Source organism: Thermosynechococcus sp., from assembly GCF_046299635.1.
GTDB lineage: Bacteria > Cyanobacteriota > Cyanobacteriia > Thermosynechococcales > Thermosynechococcaceae > Thermosynechococcus.
This window is the reverse complement of record NZ_JBKBHV010000025.1, coordinates 15,872-33,043: the sequence shown is the minus strand read 5'-3', so window position 1 is coordinate 33,043 and position 17,172 is coordinate 15,872. Positions and strand designations below refer to the sequence as shown.

Here is a 17,172-nt window from a genome sequence, read left to right as displayed (position 1 = left end):
TAGGTAAACTCGAATCTTCCTTGATCTTCTTCCGGTAGCTTCTGAGTCCGTGCATCCTGCAACTGAAGACGTGAAGGACGACAAGAAGATCGGCTGTGAGTTCGGTCTCTGGACAATGTTCAGGTTTTGCGAGAGCCACGATTGATCCACTGTTTTGTTCTGCCATGGACGGGAATACTTCAAATCCGAATCAGCAGAGTCTGTCTCGACAGGCAACAACAATCGTGAGCTTATCGCCATGCATAAGTCGCACCAATAAGCCTTGCAATCCTTATTGGGGGAGTGGCCGCTGGACAGGCTATGCAAAAATGATTTGCGATCGCGGGATAGCGCTATTGCAAGAACCAGCGTTTGAGAGGAAGTTTTCCAAGAATTTGTAGAATGAGTTATGGCATGGCAGAACTGGTGCATATCTCCCTTAGGAGCGATTGTGGCGGGTGCCCTCGCCGTCGCCCTTACCCGTGAACCGCTTCCTGTGGTGGCGGTCAGTTCTGCGGGGGCATTGGTAGGCAGTTGGGTACAGGATCGTCAACGCCATTCCCTAACCCCCCAGATAGAAGACCTCCTCCAACGTTTAGAGGAAAGACTGGAACACCTTGAAACCCGAACCCTTGGGAATAGCCAGCGTCGCACCGCCATTTTCTACGATATTGAAAACCTGATCAAAGGCTATAACATTAGAGCTGCCGATATGGCCAAAATTTCCCTAGGTGCTATTCAAGCCCATATTCGCCAAGCCTACCCCATCGAGCGAGTACTGCTACAACGCGCCTATGCCAACTGGAGTGATGCTCGCCTTGCGTCGCTGCGCCGGGAAATGCACCAATTAGGTATTGAACCCGTACAGGTCTTTGGCTTTTCCTACGAGAATCGCAAGAATGCCGCTGATATTCAACTGGCGATTGATGTGGTGGATTTAATTTTTCAGGATGATCGCTTTGATACGTTTGTAATCGTCTCAGGGGATGGCGGCTTTGGCTCTCTCGCGAAGAAGTTGCGGCAGTACGGCAAAACGGTAATTGGCTGTGCCTATGAGGATGCCGCTGGCAAGAGTTTTCAAGCCATTTGTGATGCCTTTGTCCACATTCCCGATCCAACGGTAAAACCCCGCCCGCCTGTTGTCAGTTCTGCCCCCCTCCTTGAGACGCCAACCCCCTCAGCAATTCCCTTAGATCCCGATAATCGTCGTCTATGTGCGGATTTGAGTGTCAGCCTTGCTCGCCATGCCGAGGGGGCGATCGCCAAAACGCGGGAGATTCTGGATTGGTATCGCCGTGATTCGGCGTGTGGCAAGCTCCTGCGGGAGGAAGGGCTAGTCATTAGTAAAGTCCAAGGGGCGGTACACGCTCTGCTGCCCAACTTTGACATTTTGCAGTTGGGGATGGTCAAGTTCTCGGAATACTTGCGCTACGCCTGCAAAAACACGATCTTCTGCATCTTTCATCCTCAGGGCAGTGCCAATCAACTGCGTCTTGGTCTACGGGAGCATCTCCCCCCCAGTGCTGTGGTGATGGCCAATTTTGAGAAGCGGCCCTTGCATAGTCTGGCAACCTATCGTGCCCTGCTCAGTCACGAACGGGTAGCGATCGCCCAACCCACAGTTTTGGCTCATGTGTTGGCATGGCTCCTTGAGCATCGTGATCGCGCGGCCACCCTAGGAGAACTGGCCACCATGATTGAGAAAACCACGCCAACAGAGATCAGTCGCAGTCAAATCGAGATTGCTTTGAATAACTGCCAAACGGCCAACATTCTCGTGCTAGCACCCCACAGTAGCGATCGCTATTTCGTCGCCGAGAAAATCACAACAGCTCCCGAGGGCTATACAGCACTGGTGCAGTGGCTAGACCAGACCCTTCAGGTGTTTTTTGAACGGGTGGGGACACATCCGAAACCAGAACTCTTGCGGGCACTCGTTGAGCCATCTGTTTCTGTCTCCAAATAGGCGATCGCCATGGCCTTTCCTTGGTTAGTTTGGCTTGAAACCTGTGAAAGCACCAACACATGGGCATTGCACCATGCCGAGCAACTCTACCTTGGTCAAGTGATCTATACTCAGGCACAAACAGGGGGACGGGGTCAGTACAACCGCGCTTGGCAGTCCCCGAAGGGGGTATTGACGGCCTCCTTTATTCTGCCGCAGGTGCAGGGGATGGTTGCCCCCAGTATTCAAGCAGGGATAGCAGTGATGCATGCTTTGAGTGGGCTGCGACCAGCAGTGGATCGCCATCTGCAATTAAAGTGGCCAAATGATGTCATGGCTGAGGGCAAGAAACTGGCGGGAATCCTCTGTGAAAGTCGTTCCCCTTGGCTGGTGGTGGGGGTGGGGCTGAACCGTTGTGTTGATGTTCAAGCCATGAGCCTTCCCCAAGCCATGAGTCTCCATAGGCTGCTTGATCCTTGTGAGGCGGTACCCACGGACTTGGAACTCTTGGTGGCAATTCGGGCTGAACTCCTTTGGCACTGGCAACAGCAACAGTGGACGGGGGTAGCTGCGGAGCGCGATTTTTTGCGGGGGCGATCGCTGACGCTTGTCCAAGGACAACAGAGGTGGCAGGGAATCGGTGTGGGAATTAGCGATCGCGGGACATTGCAGGTGCGCCTCACCAATGGCGAAGTGCGGGAATTTAGCAGTGGCCATGTAATCTATGCCCCTTAGAATTGATTGCGGAAGTGGGCAGCCCGTCTGCGAAAATTGTCCTTGGTACTACAACCGTCTGAGGTGCGCATGAAGGGTTGGCAGGTCTATTGGCAACGGGCGATTGCTTTTGTTCTCGGCATTGTTCTCCTGTGGTCAGTGGGAGGGATCGCAGCGGCAAAATCCAGTGGCTCGCTGGCTGAAGTAGCGGCTCCTGTGGCCATTGAGGATATGAAAGGTTGGTTCGATCGCTATGAACCTCGGCTGAAAATTCTCACCCCTGAGGCCAACCAAACCCTCCAAAGCCGCAATGTCACCGTCAAGCTCAGTGTGCAAGGGCTACGTCTCTTTCAGGATCAACGCACCGGTCTCGGTCCCCATGTGGAGGTGGTGCTCGATGATCTGCCCAGCCGCAGTGTCTATGATCTAACGACCCCCATTGAATTTAGTAACCTTGAGCCGGGGACGCACCTGCTGCGCGCCTTTGTGGTGTACCCGTGGGGTGAAAGCCTGAAGAATCCCCTTGCCTATGCCCAAACTGCCTTTCATCTCTACACCGCCGATGAGGACACTCAAACAACCAATCTTCCCCTCCTCACCTACAATCAACCCGCCGGTACCTATGGCGCTGAACCGGTGCTCCTCGACTTTTATCTCAGCAACCTGCCGTTGGATCGGCAATTGAACAATGAGAAGGTATGGCAGGTACGTTGCACCATCAATGGTCAAGCCTTCACGGTCGATCGCTGGCAGGCCTACTATCTCACCGGACTTCAGCCGGGGGATAACTGGGTGCGCCTCGAACTCCTTGATGGCAACGGTCAGCGGATTCCCTCTCCCTACAATCCCATTACCCGCCTTGTCACCTATCAACCCGGCGGCAAGGATGCCCTCTCGCGTTTGCTGCGGGGAGAACTGGCAGCGAAAAATCTCCAAAGCAGCCTCAGTCCAGAACTACCCAGCAATCTGCCACCTGAACCTACCCCAGAGCCAACACCTGTCGTTGAGGCACCTGCTCCTACTCCCGAAGCGCCCGTGGCTGAAGAACCTGTATCAACCGCAGAGGAAGCACCATCTAGCGTTGAACCCGTAGAGGAAATACCCGCTGCCCCCGCACCAACAGCAGCACCCACCGTGAAAGCTGCCGAAGAGCCACCCACTCTGCCAGAACCAACCCCGGAAGCCATTCAAGAGCCACCCCCTACAGCACCTGCGCCACAAAAACCCTTCTGGCAGCGTCTGAATCTCTTCAAGAAAGCAGAACGCCCCACTCGTTCTGTCCTCGTCAGCCCGCGAGTCCCCTCCAAACCATCTTCTTCTGTGGATGAATCCACCCCAGCGGTCACTGCCTCTGAGGCCACTGAACAAGAGACTGCCCCCACCCCAGAGGATTTGCCACAACTAGAAGAACCAATGACCCCTCAGGAGTAAGCCCATGCAAGGAACCTCCTTGGCCACTGTTCGCCTTCAACCCTCATTTGCCGTTCCTCTCGGTGTTCTGCTGCTAAGTCTGCCCCTGTGGTGGTCGCGGTGGTGGCTGGGCTTGCCCCTTTCGCTCTTTGCGCTATTTTTGGCTGTGCAGGCGGCAACACTGCGTTTAGAGTTTACGGCGACGGCTCTCGATGTCTATCGGGGTAGCCAAAAGATTCGCCACTTTCCCTATCAGCAATGGCAACACTGGGAGGTCTTTTGGCCAGTCTTTCCCATCCTCTTCTACTTTCGAGAGGTCAAAAATATCCACTTTCTGCCGATTCTGTTTGACGCCAAAACTTTAGTACAATGCCTGCAAGAACGCTGCCCACGCACAGCCTTTATTTCCACGGTTCGCAATGACAGATGACCCTACGGTGACTGATCTCTCTGAACCCACGCCAGAGGAAATCACTGCTCTCAAAGCCCAGCGCGATGCGCTCAAAGCGGAAATTCAAGCCCTCGATGCGGAGTTTCATCGTCTTGTTCACGATCACCTCAAGTCTCTAGAAGAGCGGCAGCATAGCCTGCAACTGGCGATTGAGCAATTAGAGCGGCGCAAAGAACGCATTGAGCAGGAGCTACGACGCAATTTTGTCGGCGCCTCCCAAGAACTTGCCATTCGGGTGCAGGGGTTCAAGGAATTTCTCGTCAAGAGCATGCAGGAGTTGGCTACCACCGTCGAGGAAATGGAATTGCTGCCCCCGACGCCCGCTGTAGCGGCAACTGCGCCTGCCCCAGCAGAAACAGCGACAACGCCGCCCAAGTTGGTGCTTGATGAGGGATTTCAGGAGGAAGCAGATCGTATTCGCCGCTTGCTAGAGCAATATCGGAGTAGCCCCAACTACTATGGTCCTCCTTGGCAGTTGCGACGCACATTTGAGCAAATCCATGCTGAGCGGGTAGAAAGCTGGTTTTTTGATCTGGGGGGACGGGGTGCTCTGCGATCGCTCCCCAGTCGGCTGCAAAATATCCTTGTTGCTTCCGCGATCATCTCCATCCTGCGGGACTTCTATGGCGATATGCTGCGGGTACTGGTCTTAGCCGACTCCCCTGAGCGCCTAGGGGACTGGCGACGCGGGTTGCAAGATTGCTTGGGGATTAGTCGTCAAGATTTTGGCCCTGATCAAGGGGTGGCACTCTTTGAATCTGCGGATGCCTTGGCCTTTCGTGCCGATCGCCTCGAGCAGGAGGACTATATCCCGCTGATTTTGATTGATGATTCCCAACCCCAAGTCAGCCTTTCACTGCTGCAATATCCCTTGCTCTTGGGTTTTGCCCCTGAACCCCAGTTGCGTCCTAGCCGTAGTTCTGATTTCTTTGAGTAGTTTTAGTCACCCTCGGAGGCTCCCGTGACTACTGTAGTGATCCTTGGACTGCTGGCGCTGATCAGCTATCTGCTTGGCTCGATTCCCACAGGCTACCTTTTGGCGAAAGCGCTGCGGGGGATTGATATTCGGGAGTATGGCTCTGGCTCAACGGGTGCCACCAATGTGCTGCGGGTGGTGGGCAAAGGCCCCGGACTAGTCACCTTCCTGGTGGATGTGGGCAAGGGGCTAGGGGCGGTTCTCTTGGCGGGTTGGGTCTTGGGTCAATCTTGGAGTAGCGTGCCGGCTGATTGGTTTGACTTTGTGCTGCTGGCGATCGCCTTCATTGCTGTTTTGGCTCACAGTAAGCCAATTTGGTTGGGCTGGCGCGGCGGCAAATCCGTTGCCACAAGTTTAGGGGTGCTCCTTGCCCTCAACGCTCCCACTGCCTTAGCCACCTTTGGGGTGTTTTTGCTGGTCTTGGCGGCCAGCCGCATTGTCTCCCTGAGTTCAATCACTGCTACTCTATCCTTACCCTTCTGGTTTTGGCTCTTTACGCAGTCTTGGCCGTTTGTTGGCTTTAGCGTGATTGCCGGGGCTTTTGTGATTTGGCGACACCAGAGTAATATTCAACGCCTCCTTGCAGGAACAGAACCACGGTTGGGCGCCTCGGAGGGATAGACCCCTTAGAAGGTCACTTTTGGACAGGTTCGGAGTTCCTTAATGCCCCCCATATTTTAGAAAACGGTTGTATTTGTACATTTGGCAGACCTCTGAGGTTGCTACCATGAGTGGATACCAGTTTTGGTGGGGAGATTTGTGATGGAAACACTGCGGGGCCGTGATTTGCTGAGCATTGCCGACCTCTCACGGGCAGAGGCGGAGTATCTACTGGATTTAGCTGCGCAGATGAAACTCGGCAAGGCGGCTCCCCGCTGTCCTAAGGTGTTGGGGCTGCTGTTTCAGAAGGCTTCGACCCGTACCCGCGTCAGCTTCACGGTGGCGATGTACCAACTGGGCGGCCACGTCATTGACCTGAATCCTCAATTTACCCAGGTGGGGCGCGGTGAACCCCTGCCCGATACCGCACGGGTCTTGGATCGCTATTTGGATGCTGTAGCGATTCGCACCTATGCTCAGGCGGAACTGCAACTGTTTGCCGACTATGCACGAATCCCCGTGATCAATGCCCTCACCGATCGCGAGCATCCCTGTCAAATCTTGGCGGATTTGCTGACGCTGCGGGAATCCTTTGGCACCTTGACGGGTCTGACCCTCTGCTACGTTGGCGATGGTAATAATGTGGCTCATTCCCTGCTCTTGGGCTGTGCCCTCTTGGGGGTGAATATTCGGGTGGCCTCCCCCCCCCAGTTTGCCCCTTTGCCTGAGATTGTGGCGCAAGCCCAAGCATTGAGTGGCGGCCAGAGTGAGGTGACTGTTCTTACGGATCCCCAGGCCGCAGCCAAGGGTGCCCATGCCCTGTACACCGATGTTTGGGCCAGTATGGGGCAGGAGGCCGAAGCGGGCGATCGCCGGCCGATTTTTCGCCCTTACCAAATTAATGATCAGCTCTTGGCGCTTGCGGATCCACGGGCGATCGTTTTGCACTGCCTGCCGGCGCACCGCGAGGAGGAAATTACCACCAGTGTCCTTGAAGGGCCGCAATCCCGTGTTTGGGAGCAGGCGGAAAACCGTCTCCATACCCAAAAGGCACTGCTTGCCAGTCTCTTGGGATAGGACAATGCTGCGCCGCCGGCGTAAACTCAACCTTTCGGAGGGATTGTTGCTGGTGGGAGCCGTAATTTGCGGTGCTTTTCTGCTGCTGGCGGCTTTGGCTCCCGTGGGGGCAGCCCTTGGCTGGATTGCCGATCCCCAAGAATTTCTTGACTTTCCCATTCATGCGCCGCCTTCACCGCAGCACTGGTTTGGCACAAATCGCCTAGGCTATGATGTGTTTTCGCGAACCGTCTTTGGTGCCCAAGCGGCCTTACAGGTTGTTTTTGTGGCAACCGTTTTCAGCCTAACCCTAGGGGTGCCGTTGGGATTGCTGAGTGGTTACCAAGGGGGCTGGCTGGATCGCGGCTTGCTCTTTTTGATGGATACGATCTATACGTTGCCGGGGCTACTGTTGGCCGTCACCGTGGCCTTTGTGGTGGGCAAGGGCGTGCTCAATGCGGCGATCGCCCTCAGTGTCGCCTATATTCCCCAGTACTATCGGGTTGTGCGCAACCACACCGTGAGTCTGAAAAATGAGGTCTTTATCGAAGCTGCCCGTGCCCTTGGGGCTTCTACCCCCCGAATTTTGCAGCGCTATCTTTTGGTAAACGTGCTTCCCAGTCTGCCGGTGCTCTTTACGCTCAATGCCGCCGATGCCATTCTCACCTTGGCCGGCTTGGGGTTTTTGGGCTTGGGGTTGCCGCCGCAGGTGCCGGAGTGGGGACACGATTTGCGCCAGGCCTTGGATGGGCTAGCGGTGGGCATCTGGTGGACGACCCTTTTTCCGGGGTTGGCCATGACCCTCCTTGTCGTGGGGCTGTCGCTCCTTGGTGAGGGGTTGGGAGAACGTCTTGATCCCCGCCATTTCAATTAGCCCCCAATGCCTCAGCACCTCTTGGTTACCGGTCCAAGTCGCAGTGGCAAAAGTGAATGGGCCGAAGCCCTTGCTGCCCAAAGCCACCAACCGGTGATCTATATTGCCACGGCGATCGCCCCCCCGGAGGATTTGGAATGGCTTCAGCGCATTGCCCAACACCGTGCCCGCCGCCCCCCTGACTGGGAAGTACGGGAATGCCCCCTTGAACTGGCGGCCCTGCTGCGTGAGCTGCCGCCTCACCACTGTGCCCTTGTGGATTCCTTGGGAACTTGGGTGGCCAATTGCCTAGACCAATCCCAGGATCGATGGCAAGCAACCGTTGCCGACTTCTTGACAAGTGTGGAAGCCTGTGCCGCTCGACTCATTTTGGTTGCCGAGGAGGTGGGGTGGGGGGTGGTGCCTGCCTACGCCAGTGGTCGCCGTTTTCGGGATCGCCTCGGCGAACTGTGTCAGCAGCTAAGTCCGTTGATGGCGGAAGTGTATCTTGTAACAACCGGCTTTGCGCTGCCGTTACACCAATGGGGAATTCCCCTGCAACGTCCTCGGCGGGCATAAACTTTCAGGGGGAGGTCTCCGAGGAGAGCGGGGCAAGGGCAGCCACAATGGCATCGGTAACCCGGCGGACAGGATAGATCTCTAGGCCGGCGATCCCGCCCCCTTGGCTTTCGGGAACAATGGCCCGCCGAAACCCCAACTTCAGGGCTTCCCGCAGCCGTAGCTCCAACTGAGAGACGGCCCGCACCTGTCCACCCAGCCCCACTTCGCCGATGATCACGGTTTGGGGTTGTACCCAGCGATCGCGAAAACTGGCCACCACGGCCACGGCAACGCCCAAATCGGCAGCCGGTTCGGCCACATTTAGCCCCCCCGCGGAGGCCACATAGGCATCCAGCTTCGAGAGGGGCACACCGAGGCGCTTTTCCAGCACGGCCAGAATTTGCAGAAAGCGATTGTACTCAATGCCGGTGGCGGTGCGGCGCGGCGAAGGGTAACTGGTGGGGCTGACCAAACTTTGCAATTCCACCACAAGGGGACGGGTGCCCTCGCAGGCAACAATGGTGGCCGTGCCGGGGGTCGGCTCGCGATCGCCCAAAAACAGAGCAGAGGGATTGGTGACCTCGGCTAACCCCTGTGCCCCCATTTCAAAAACGCCAATCTCTTGACTGGCGCCAAAGCGATTCTTGACCGCACGCACAAGGCGGTGACTGGCAAAGCGATCTCCCTCAAAGTAGAGCACCGTATCCACCAAATGCTCCAGCACCTTCGGGCCGGCGATCGCCCCTTCCTTGGTGACATGACCGACAATAAACAGACTCATCTGCTCCCGCTTGGCAAAGCGCATCAAGGCTGCTGTGCCCTCCCGCACCTGCGACACCGAGCCGGGGGCAGCGGTTAATTGCGGTAGATAAACCGCTTGGATGCTATCAATAATGGCCAGCTCAGGTTGCAGATGGGTGAGTTCCTGCAAGATGACCTCTAAATCCGTTTCGGCCAAGAGATAGAGAGAAGGCGGAGCAGCAATGCCCAGTCGTTGCGATCGCAACTTGACCTGTTGGGCAGACTCTTCGGCACAGACATAGAGAACGCGCTGCTGTTGCCCCAACGTGGCCGCCATCTGTAACAAAAGCGTGGACTTGCCAATCCCCGGTTCGCCGGCCAGCAACACAAGGGAGCCGGGGACAATGCCGCCGCCCAAGACCCGATCCAACTCGGCAAAGCTAGAAGAAGAGCGGCTCTGTCTCTGCTCGCCAATCTCGCCTAAGGCCTTAGCACTAAGAGGCTGGGGCGTTGTGGATTTTCGGGGGGTGGCGCGTCGAGAAGAGGTCTCTATAGGGGCAACAAGCTGCTCCTCAAGGGTATTCCACTGACCACAGTTGGGACAACGCCCAAAGTATTGCAGGAATTCTGCCCCACACTCGCGGCAGACGTACAGTGCCTTGCCCTTGGGCATCCCTTGCCCTATTGCACACCCAACAGTTCAACGTCAAAAATCAGTGTCGAATTGGGGGGAATAACCCCACCGGCGCCCCGTGCCCCATAGCCCAAATCGGGAGGGATAATCAGCCGCCGCTGACCGCCGACGTGCATCGAGGCAATTCCTTCCTCCCAGCCCTTGATGACTTGACCGACCCCAAGTTGGAATTGGAAGGGCTGGCCGCGATCGCGGGAGCTATCAAAAATACGACCATCGCTGAGCATTCCTGTGTAGTGCACCGTTACCCGATCGCCCACTTGAGGCTGTGCCCCTGAGCCGACGACAATATCTTCGTACTGCAACCCTGAAGGGGTGGTCACCACCTTTGGATTCCCCATGAGTCCCGCAGCCTCCGTTGACGCTTCTAGCGGTACACTGGCGATCGCGATCGGCACGGCCACCAACCATACCACCAGAACAATACCACAGAGGAGCCAGCCATAGGCTCGATGCACCAGCTGTCCTACCATGAGCGATTTTTTAACTCCCGCACATCCCGTTCGAGGCGATCAATGCGTCCCCGCAGTTCATCAATTTCCGACTGTTGCGGCACCCCCAAGCTCTCTAAAAACTGGCGCGTTTGGCGTTGCACCGCTTCATCGAGGGCGGCGGCATCTTCTTTGAGGTGGGCAAGGACTTCATCCACGATTGCCTTGGCCTGATCGGCATTGAGGCGTCCCTCTTTGACCCATTGGTCGCTCACTTGACGCAACTTTTCGGCCACAAGAGAAGTGGTGCCGACACCGATTAAAAGCAATTGCTGAAGCAGATTTTGCTGGTTCATGGGGCACGTTCAAAACGCCTATCTTGTATTGTGCCACCGGCGCCTAGGCTTGCGGTAAGATTAGGAAACGGTCAAGTTGTAGAAATTCCCATTGCCGGTGAGGGTGAGGATGATTGAAAAAATTGCCATGGGTCTGTGGGCATTTTCGGCCGTCGGCCTGATTGTATTGGTTTTGCTCCACAGTCCGAAAGGGGATGGCCTCGGGGGCATCGGCGGTCAGGCGCAGCTTTTTACCAGCACCAGAAGTGCTGAAACGACCTTAAACCGTGCGACGTGGACATTGACAGTGCTGTTTATGGCGCTCACCGTTGCCCTCAGCGCCGGTTGGCTGCGCTCACTTTAATTGGGTCGGCGTGTCTTGTGCGTTTGCAATTCGTGCGGCCACTCCCGCGGATGTGCCAATCATTTTCCAACTCATCCAAGCCTTGGCTGCCTATGAAAAGCTCAGCCACGCCGTAACCGGTACAGAGGAGGCACTGCGGCAGCACCTGTTTAGCGATCGCCCCTATGCCCAAGTTCTGTTAGCCGAAACCACAACTGAAACCATCGGCTATGCCCTCTTTTTCCCCACCTACTCTACGTTTCTCACCCGCCCCGGTTTGTGGCTAGAGGATTTGTTTGTGTTGCCTGCCTATCGGCGGCAAGGGGTGGGCACTGCTTTATTGAAGGCGGTAGCACGGCTGGCAAGGGATCGCGACTATGGCCGTATCGAATGGAGCGTTCTGGACTGGAATAGGGAGGCCATTCAATTTTACGAGCGCCTCGGTGCCACTGTATTGCCCGACTGGCGTATCTGCCGCCTTAACGGTGAGGCCTTAACGACCCTTGGGAGCGCTCAGGGAGAAAGAGGTTGAGCATCCCCTGTTCATCGCGCCACCGATCCAAGGCCAAGTAGGTCTGCTGCCAAGAATTGGAGACCCACTCCCGCAGGATTTCATAGCGATGCCCAAAACTTGACCCATGAGCTGCGCCATCACCTTTCCCACACTGGCCAACTTTATCCTAGCAACTGAGTTGCTGCACAATCTCCAGAGCAATTTTTTCCAGCACCTTAAGGGCTTTGAGGCTACCTTGGATCAAGTGTGCCGCCGCTAGGGGCTTGCGGAGCATCGCGATCGCCAGGAGCCATGGCCGCAAATTTCCCTGCGAATCAAAGGCTTGACTCAAATCGGGTAGGTCGCGATCGCCTCCATCACTGATCACCCGCACCATCGCCACTGGTATTCCCGCTAAAGCCTTGAGCAGGGGCACCCCCTCCATATCCACCACCTCTACCCCCCAGCGAGCCGCAAGGGCTTGCTTTTCCTGAACCTTAGAAAGGGTTTTCGCCGTTGTGATGCCCTTCACCCGTCGCCAAGCAGGAGCCAATGTTGCCGATAGCGTCTGGTCTAAAGAATACATCTGCCCCGCTTCATCCTGACATGTGGTATAGACCACGACTTCACCGACGCGATCCTCAGGACGTAAGCCACCACAGACCCCCAACACCAGAACCGTTGCCGGCCGTTTCCGGAGGGCACGGATCAAGGCCGGTGTGGTCACCGCGGCTGCCCCCGCTCGGAGGGGAAGAATGGCGACGTTGGCGCGCTGCAATCCCCGTTGTACCGCTTGATATTCTGCCCCTTGGGGCACAAGGACAAGGCATGAGGCCATGAATTAGGAATTCGTGAGTTTTACTTTAGGTGACCAAGGCTGCTGAACCTCTTGACTTCTTGAAGGAGCGATCGCGGGCAATTGAGAAACTGACCAATGGAAAGAGTGTCACACTCAAGCGTCCGTTATCGTGGACAAGAGGCATTTTCTGCCAAATCTGATACCGTTGTTAATTGTTGAAGCTATGTTAGTGTTCTAGCAAATTGTGAGCTATCCCCCCTTTGACCTCAGTCACTCTGGGCAACTGTCACAGACCACCTAGACAAACAAAAATGAGTATGATAACTATAGACTTTGCTCAATCCTTGTTTGTGAAAATTGTCCCCCGTTGGGTTGCGATCGCGAGGCATCTTTGGAGAATCGCGAACTGACTGCTCCAGAGCGTTGGCCTGAGGAACGGTCGAGGATTGACTCAACTATCGATCAATGCGTGTAGGAGTGAACCCCCATATGATTCAAATGGTGCTGGAGAACCCAGTTTCCGTCAAGGATGCCGAGCGCTTTTGCCAAGAGATACTCCCCCAAGTCTCGCGCACATTTGCCCTCAGTATTCGCTTTCTCCCCGGAAATTTGGGTCGGGCGGTTCTTGTGGCCTATCTTATCTGTCGCATTGCCGATACCGTTGAGGATGACCCGGTTGCTAGTATCCCTGCGAAAACAGCCCTATTGGATCATTTGCTGGAGTGTTTCGACAGTTCTGAGCTGGCCAATAGTTATGGTGAAACGGCACGGGGGGTTCAGGGGGAGCCAGCCCATGTGGAACTCGTGAAAAATACGGGGCTAGTCTTTGCCCTCTACCGTTCTTTGCCCCTCACATCCCAACAGCACGTTCAACGCTGGGTTAGCGAAATGGTGCATGGGATGAAAAAGTTTATTAACCTCTACCCCAATGGCATCCGCATTCAAACCCTTGATGAGTATAAGGAGTACTGTTACTATGTTGCGGGTACCGTTGGCTATCTCCTAACGGATTTGTGGTATGAGCATTCCCCCAGTATTGGTGCCGATGAATATCAAGTGCTGCTCAAGCGCTGTGCTGCCTTTGGTGAAGCCCTGCAAACCGTGAACATTCTCAAGGATATTGCTTGGGATGCGGAGCACGAGAACTCGATCTATATTCCCAATGAATCTCTAATGCTCCAAGGCAGCAGTCATCAGTCCATCCTCAGTGCCGAGCACCTTGAGCAAAATCATGCGGCGATTAAGGAATTGATTGCCTTGGCTTGGCATGATCTCGATGAAGCCCAAGCCTACCTCCTATCGGTGCCCAAGGCAGCGATTCCGATTCGTCTGTTTTGCGTGCTGCCGCTGCTGTTTGCCTATGCCACCCTGCGGGAACTGACCCATTCGACGGCAATGCTGCAACCCGGAGGCATGGTTAAAATTAGCCGTGCAGAGGTGAAATCCCTCATGGTGATGGGGCCTTTGTCCATTCTCAGTAACCACGGCCTCCGCTGGCTGATTGGCCAAGTGCGGCAAAAGCCTTTCATCCTTAGCAGACTTTAGGGAAATGTGCCAAAAAAGCCAATGGTTGGGGGAGCCAGAATCCGTTAGGATAGGGAGAGATTGCTGAATTGTTGCAAATCTTCATAAACCAACATGGATTGTATTATTCACCGCCGCGCTGAGTTTGCCGCCAGTCATCGCTATTGGTTACCAGAATGGTCTGAAGCGGAGAATTTGGCTCGGTTTGGTGCCAATAGTCGCTTCCCCGGCCACGGTCATAACTATGAACTCTTTGTTTCCATGAGGGGCGTTGTTGATGACTTTGGCATGGTGTTGAATCTATCGGATGTCAAGCACATCATTCGCCGTGAGGTCATTGACCCCCTGAATTTTTCCTACCTTAATGAGGTGTGGCCAGAGTTTCAAGCCACGTTACCGACAACTGAACATATTGCGCGGGTGATTTGGGATCGACTCTCTCCCCATTTACCCCTTGTGCGCATTCGACTGTTTGAGCATTCCCGCCTTTGGGCGGACTATACGGGAGACCCTATGGAAGCCTATCTTTCTGTTGGTACGCACTTTAGTGCGGCGCATCGTCTAGCCCTTGAGGATCTGAGCTATGAAGAAAACTGCCGCCTCTATGGCAAGTGTGCTCGTCCCCACGGTCATGGCCACAATTATCATGTAGAGATTACGGTCAAGGGTACTATTCATCCGCGGACGGGCATGATTGTTGATCTGATCCAGCTTGAGAACCTCCTCAAGGAGCACGTGATTGAACCGCTGGATCACACGTTTCTAAATAAGGATATTCCCTACTTTGCGACGGTGGTGCCGACGGCCGAGAATATCGCGATTTACATCGCCCGCTTGTTGCAAGAGCCGATTCGCGAGTTGGGTGCCACGCTGCATAAGGTGAAGCTGATTGAGAGTCCCAATAATGCTTGCGAAATTCTCTGTGAGGAATTGTCCCCTCAGGAGGGGCTACTCAGCACTGCCCTGCCGGTCTTGGAGCGAGTGTAGGTGATGTGGAGCAATACCCCTTGGCTATTGGCCGTCAGTTTACTGGCTGCTGCGTTACTGATCTATTTCCCCTACATTTTTGTGGTGGTGGGGCGCTTGCAGGTAGGCTTTGATATGGCGGCTCCCCGTGCCCTGTTTGAGAAACTGCCTCCCTTTGCCCAGCGGGCGGTGTGGGCCCACGAGAATAGCTTTGAAACCTTTATGCCCTTTGCGGCGGCGGTGCTACTGACGCTTTTTGCGGGGGTGAGTAATTCAACGGTGGCGATCGCTAGCTTCAGTTTTGTCGCGGCTCGCTTTTTGTACAGCATCTGCTACATTGCTAACTTTCCCCTTGGCCGCTCTCTCATGTTTGGGGTGGGAACGGCGGCCACCCTAACCCTCTTTTGGCAGAGTCTTGCCAAGTTAGCCCATCAATAGCCTTTTTGTTTTAGAACCTATCAGTGTAAGGGACTGAATTTCTTCTTGGGATAACGCTGCCATTACCCTCGCTGCAATGAAAGATAGGGAGAAAGACCTATGCTGACCCCCACCGATTTTGCCACCTATAGCCGCTGGGCTGGAATTGCCACCCTTGTTATGGCTGGCTTGACTGCGCTGACATTTGTTTTCCGCTGGGGTGTGCGCTTTCGCTTTGTCGGTATCACGGGTTTTCTCGGTGTCGTGACGGTGGGTCTCTTTGCCCTGAGTATTGTGCCGATTGTTCATTCCCCGGTGCCCGGTGCCGGCAAATATACCCTTGTCTATGACAATGGGGCAACACAAGTGGTCATCACGGTGCCCCCCGACATTGAGCGCAGTACCCTTGAGGCAACGCTGGTACAGGCTGCCAATGATTTATTTTCCTTGGGACGGCTTGGCCGAGGGGGCGATCGCCTGACGGTGATTGCGCGCACTATTGAACACCCTGAACCGGGGGTAACGGAGCCGGTCATTTTAGGGGTTGCCAGCCGTTCCTTGAGCGATCGCACAAACGACACTGTAACTGTGCATCTGTTGGAGCCTTCTGTCCGCTCGGCTTCTAGGCTCGAGGAATTCTAGATTAGGCACTTTAGCGTTCTGACAGGCAACAGCCCACTCCTTTCGTTCTCCTTTTGAAAAATTAATTTTCTTATAGTTTTTTTTAACTTTTTAACGCTGGGGATCGGTTGGGAACTTCATCTCTGCCAATGACTTCTTCTTTAATCACAGCTTGTTTAGAAAGGAGTTGGCACGATGAAGTACTTTCGTCTGCTGGCTTTGGGAACCTTAACCCTACTTGGGGTAGCGGCCTTCAAGCCGGAGCAAAGTCAAGGTAAGCCCGGTGGGATACCGGTTCTTGTGTCAGATGTGCTGCAACCCCGGCCTTCCGTAGCCCAAGAGCCAGAAAGCCGAACGGTGATCTCAGATCCTCCAACCCTCGAAAAGGAGTCGGAAGCGCTACCTGGCAGAATCATGCCGCCTATGAATGGACAGAAACCCTGCCCACGCCCACAGACAATCGTTCTGAGTGGGGCTGCCCCTGCACCTGCCACCCCAAATCCTGGGGATTTTCCACCACCGCCACCCCCACCCGGAAACGTGGCCACCAACTTTGGCTTCAACACAGCTGATACCAATTTTCGTCACACGTTTTCTTTCCCCGACCCCTGTCGAGAAGGAAATTGCTGTGAAATTCAACGGGCTGTGCTGGAGCTACAGGTCAAAGCACTGAAAGGGGGTCAAAATCAGCAAAGCCCCAATGCCGGTAACGATAAGTGGTACATTATCAAAAATGGCACCCCCTTGGCCAGTGGCTATATTTGGAGCACTTTTCCCGTGACGCCGGGTCAAACCCAGACCTTAACCATTCCAATCCAGCCGGCTTGGTTGAACGGTTGTCGCCTATCTTTTGGTACCCAGGATGACACCAGTGTGATGGCGGCCAAGTTAACGGTGACGGGCTGTTGTGTTCGTCCAAATATGAGTACAACAGGTTCTTAAAGACCGCTGCTTTTCTTAAGGCATGAAGGCTTTAAGGACTATCGGCGTTTCTGCCTAAAAGTTGAGATTAAGCTAGGCCTACGCTATAATCAGTAAGCATCTAAACTAGTAGGGACGCATAGCTCAGTTGGTTAGAGCACCACGTTGACATCGTGGGGGTCACTGGTTCGAGTCCAGTTGTGTCCACTCTTTTTTTTTGAGATGAATATTGCAGGATGCGGACGGAGGGACTTGAACCCACACACCTTGCGGTACTAGAACCTAAATCTAGCGCGTCTGCCAATTCCGCCACGTCCGCAGTAAGTCTAGTTTAGCGCACTT

At 54.9% G+C, this 17,172-nt stretch carries 20 protein-coding genes and 2 tRNA genes; 17 read left to right on the top strand and 5 right to left on the bottom strand.

Features of this window, described 5'->3' with window-relative positions; translation table 11 throughout:
* Positions 1 to 430: 430 nt before the first annotated feature.
* The 9 genes from ACK4IR_RS10095 (at position 431) to cobU (ending at position 8,563) form a co-directional block, all read left to right on the top strand.
* Positions 431 to 1,945, top strand: coding sequence for an NYN domain-containing protein (locus ACK4IR_RS10095; RefSeq protein ID WP_409874235.1), 1,515 nt, complete (start codon positions 431 to 433; stop codon positions 1,943 to 1,945).
* Between the two features lie 9 nt (positions 1,946 to 1,954).
* On the top strand, positions 1,955 to 2,659 hold the full coding sequence (locus ACK4IR_RS10090) for a biotin--[acetyl-CoA-carboxylase] ligase (protein ID WP_409874234.1): 705 nt from the start codon (positions 1,955 to 1,957) through the stop codon (positions 2,657 to 2,659).
* Between the two features lie 36 nt (positions 2,660 to 2,695).
* A complete protein-coding gene (locus ACK4IR_RS10085; protein ID WP_409874233.1) occupies positions 2,696 to 4,069 on the top strand; it encodes a hypothetical protein in 1,374 nt (457 codons plus the stop codon).
* 4 nt (positions 4,070 to 4,073) lie between these two features.
* Positions 4,074 to 4,478 (top strand): DUF3119 family protein, encoded by a 405-nt coding sequence (locus ACK4IR_RS10080; protein ID WP_409874232.1) that lies wholly within the window; start codon positions 4,074 to 4,076, stop codon positions 4,476 to 4,478.
* Positions 4,468 to 5,436, top strand: a complete 969-nt coding sequence (locus tag ACK4IR_RS10075) for a DUF3086 domain-containing protein (RefSeq protein WP_409874231.1) — start codon at positions 4,468 to 4,470, stop codon at positions 5,434 to 5,436. The genes ACK4IR_RS10080 and ACK4IR_RS10075 overlap by 11 nt, the downstream gene beginning before the upstream one ends.
* 24 nt (positions 5,437 to 5,460) lie before the next feature.
* Positions 5,461 to 6,096 carry a glycerol-3-phosphate 1-O-acyltransferase PlsY gene (plsY, locus tag ACK4IR_RS10070; RefSeq protein ID WP_409874230.1) on the top strand — a complete coding sequence of 212 codons (636 nt, stop codon included), beginning with the start codon at positions 5,461 to 5,463 and terminating at the stop codon, positions 6,094 to 6,096.
* Between the two features lie 141 nt (positions 6,097 to 6,237).
* A complete protein-coding gene (argF, locus tag ACK4IR_RS10065) occupies positions 6,238 to 7,152 on the top strand; it encodes an ornithine carbamoyltransferase (protein WP_409874229.1) in 915 nt (304 codons plus the stop codon).
* 4 nt (positions 7,153 to 7,156) lie between these two features.
* A complete protein-coding gene (locus tag ACK4IR_RS10060; protein WP_409874228.1) occupies positions 7,157 to 8,005 on the top strand; it encodes an ABC transporter permease in 849 nt (282 codons plus the stop codon).
* A 6-nt stretch (positions 8,006 to 8,011) separates the two neighbouring features.
* A complete protein-coding gene (gene cobU, locus ACK4IR_RS10055) occupies positions 8,012 to 8,563 on the top strand; it encodes a bifunctional adenosylcobinamide kinase/adenosylcobinamide-phosphate guanylyltransferase (protein ID WP_409874227.1) in 552 nt (183 codons plus the stop codon).
* Between the two features lie 4 nt (positions 8,564 to 8,567).
* Here cobU and radA read toward each other — a convergent pair whose 3' ends face one another.
* The 3 genes from radA to ACK4IR_RS10040 are packed head-to-tail and all read right to left on the bottom strand — an operon-like array spanning position 8,568 to position 10,767.
* Positions 8,568 to 9,959, bottom strand: coding sequence for a DNA repair protein RadA (gene radA, locus ACK4IR_RS10050; protein WP_409874226.1), 1,392 nt, complete (start codon positions 9,957 to 9,959; stop codon positions 8,568 to 8,570).
* 8 nt (positions 9,960 to 9,967) lie between these two features.
* A complete protein-coding gene (locus ACK4IR_RS10045; protein WP_409874225.1) occupies positions 9,968 to 10,453 on the bottom strand; it encodes an FKBP-type peptidyl-prolyl cis-trans isomerase in 486 nt (161 codons plus the stop codon).
* Positions 10,447 to 10,767 carry a phasin family protein gene (locus ACK4IR_RS10040; RefSeq protein ID WP_409874224.1) on the bottom strand — a complete coding sequence of 107 codons (321 nt, stop codon included), beginning with the start codon at positions 10,765 to 10,767 and terminating at the stop codon, positions 10,447 to 10,449. The genes ACK4IR_RS10045 and ACK4IR_RS10040 overlap by 7 nt, the downstream gene beginning before the upstream one ends.
* 109 nt (positions 10,768 to 10,876) lie before the next feature.
* On the opposite strand from ACK4IR_RS10040, the gene secG reads away from it, so the two are divergent.
* Both secG and ACK4IR_RS10030 read left to right on the top strand, forming a co-directional pair.
* Positions 10,877 to 11,110 carry a preprotein translocase subunit SecG gene (secG, locus tag ACK4IR_RS10035; RefSeq protein WP_409854098.1) on the top strand — a complete coding sequence of 78 codons (234 nt, stop codon included), beginning with the start codon at positions 10,877 to 10,879 and terminating at the stop codon, positions 11,108 to 11,110.
* 10 nt (positions 11,111 to 11,120) lie between these two features.
* Positions 11,121 to 11,621: an N-acetyltransferase family protein gene (locus tag ACK4IR_RS10030; RefSeq protein ID WP_409874223.1), complete on the top strand. Its 501-nt coding sequence runs from the start codon at positions 11,121 to 11,123 to the stop codon at positions 11,619 to 11,621.
* A gap of 148 nt (positions 11,622 to 11,769) precedes the next feature.
* Here ACK4IR_RS10030 and ACK4IR_RS10025 read toward each other — a convergent pair whose 3' ends face one another.
* Positions 11,770 to 12,420 (bottom strand): phosphorylase, encoded by a 651-nt coding sequence (locus ACK4IR_RS10025; RefSeq protein ID WP_409874222.1) that lies wholly within the window; start codon positions 12,418 to 12,420, stop codon positions 11,770 to 11,772.
* Between the two features lie 450 nt (positions 12,421 to 12,870).
* Here ACK4IR_RS10025 and ACK4IR_RS10020 point away from each other — a divergent pair, with 450 nt between their 5' ends.
* From ACK4IR_RS10020 to ACK4IR_RS09995, 6 genes are all read left to right on the top strand, one after another.
* Positions 12,871 to 13,926 (top strand): phytoene/squalene synthase family protein, encoded by a 1,056-nt coding sequence (locus ACK4IR_RS10020; protein ID WP_409874221.1) that lies wholly within the window; start codon positions 12,871 to 12,873, stop codon positions 13,924 to 13,926.
* A gap of 93 nt (positions 13,927 to 14,019) precedes the next feature.
* Positions 14,020 to 14,892 (top strand): 6-carboxytetrahydropterin synthase, encoded by an 873-nt coding sequence (locus ACK4IR_RS10015; RefSeq protein ID WP_409874220.1) that lies wholly within the window; start codon positions 14,020 to 14,022, stop codon positions 14,890 to 14,892.
* A gap of 3 nt (positions 14,893 to 14,895) precedes the next feature.
* Positions 14,896 to 15,309 carry an MAPEG family protein gene (locus ACK4IR_RS10010; protein ID WP_409874237.1) on the top strand — a complete coding sequence of 138 codons (414 nt, stop codon included), beginning with the start codon at positions 14,896 to 14,898 and terminating at the stop codon, positions 15,307 to 15,309.
* 99 nt (positions 15,310 to 15,408) lie between these two features.
* Positions 15,409 to 15,930, top strand: coding sequence for a Ycf51 family protein (locus ACK4IR_RS10005; protein WP_409874219.1), 522 nt, complete (start codon positions 15,409 to 15,411; stop codon positions 15,928 to 15,930).
* Between the two features lie 174 nt (positions 15,931 to 16,104).
* Positions 16,105 to 16,851, top strand: a complete 747-nt coding sequence (locus tag ACK4IR_RS10000; protein ID WP_409874218.1) for a hypothetical protein — start codon at positions 16,105 to 16,107, stop codon at positions 16,849 to 16,851.
* Positions 16,852 to 16,963: 112 nt separating this feature from the next.
* Positions 16,964 to 17,037 (top strand) — tRNA-Val (locus ACK4IR_RS09995).
* A gap of 30 nt (positions 17,038 to 17,067) precedes the next feature.
* Here the strand turns inward: ACK4IR_RS09995 and ACK4IR_RS09990 are convergent.
* Positions 17,068 to 17,149 (bottom strand) — tRNA-Leu (locus tag ACK4IR_RS09990).
* Between the last annotated feature and the right edge of the window lie 23 nt (positions 17,150 to 17,172).

What these genes read in the sequence shown, in the direction of transcription:
- ACK4IR_RS10090 (WP_409874234.1), top strand. Translation starts at nt 1,955, where the DNA reads ATGGCCTTTCCTTGGTTAGTTTGGCTTGAAACCTGTGAAAGCACCAAC.
- ACK4IR_RS10080 (WP_409874232.1), top strand. Translation starts at nt 4,074, where the DNA reads ATGCAAGGAACCTCCTTGGCCACTGTTCGCCTTCAACCCTCATTTGCC.
- ACK4IR_RS10075 (WP_409874231.1), top strand. Translation starts at nt 4,468, where the DNA reads ATGACAGATGACCCTACGGTGACTGATCTCTCTGAACCCACGCCAGAG.
- argF (WP_409874229.1), top strand. Translation starts at nt 6,238, where the DNA reads ATGGAAACACTGCGGGGCCGTGATTTGCTGAGCATTGCCGACCTCTCA.
- ACK4IR_RS10060 (WP_409874228.1), top strand. Translation starts at nt 7,157, where the DNA reads ATGCTGCGCCGCCGGCGTAAACTCAACCTTTCGGAGGGATTGTTGCTG.
- cobU (WP_409874227.1), top strand. Translation starts at nt 8,012, where the DNA reads ATGCCTCAGCACCTCTTGGTTACCGGTCCAAGTCGCAGTGGCAAAAGT.
- radA (WP_409874226.1), bottom strand. Translation starts at nt 9,959, where the DNA reads ATGCCCAAGGGCAAGGCACTGTACGTCTGCCGCGAGTGTGGGGCAGAA.
- ACK4IR_RS10045 (WP_409874225.1), bottom strand. Translation starts at nt 10,453, where the DNA reads ATGGTAGGACAGCTGGTGCATCGAGCCTATGGCTGGCTCCTCTGTGGT.
- ACK4IR_RS10040 (WP_409874224.1), bottom strand. Translation starts at nt 10,767, where the DNA reads ATGAACCAGCAAAATCTGCTTCAGCAATTGCTTTTAATCGGTGTCGGC.
- secG (WP_409854098.1), top strand. Translation starts at nt 10,877, where the DNA reads ATGATTGAAAAAATTGCCATGGGTCTGTGGGCATTTTCGGCCGTCGGC.
- ACK4IR_RS10025 (WP_409874222.1), bottom strand. Translation starts at nt 12,420, where the DNA reads ATGGCCTCATGCCTTGTCCTTGTGCCCCAAGGGGCAGAATATCAAGCG.
- ACK4IR_RS10020 (WP_409874221.1), top strand. Translation starts at nt 12,871, where the DNA reads ATGATTCAAATGGTGCTGGAGAACCCAGTTTCCGTCAAGGATGCCGAG.
- ACK4IR_RS10015 (WP_409874220.1), top strand. Translation starts at nt 14,020, where the DNA reads ATGGATTGTATTATTCACCGCCGCGCTGAGTTTGCCGCCAGTCATCGC.
- ACK4IR_RS10010 (WP_409874237.1), top strand. Translation starts at nt 14,896, where the DNA reads ATGTGGAGCAATACCCCTTGGCTATTGGCCGTCAGTTTACTGGCTGCT.
- ACK4IR_RS10005 (WP_409874219.1), top strand. Translation starts at nt 15,409, where the DNA reads ATGCTGACCCCCACCGATTTTGCCACCTATAGCCGCTGGGCTGGAATT.
- ACK4IR_RS10000 (WP_409874218.1), top strand. Translation starts at nt 16,105, where the DNA reads ATGAAGTACTTTCGTCTGCTGGCTTTGGGAACCTTAACCCTACTTGGG.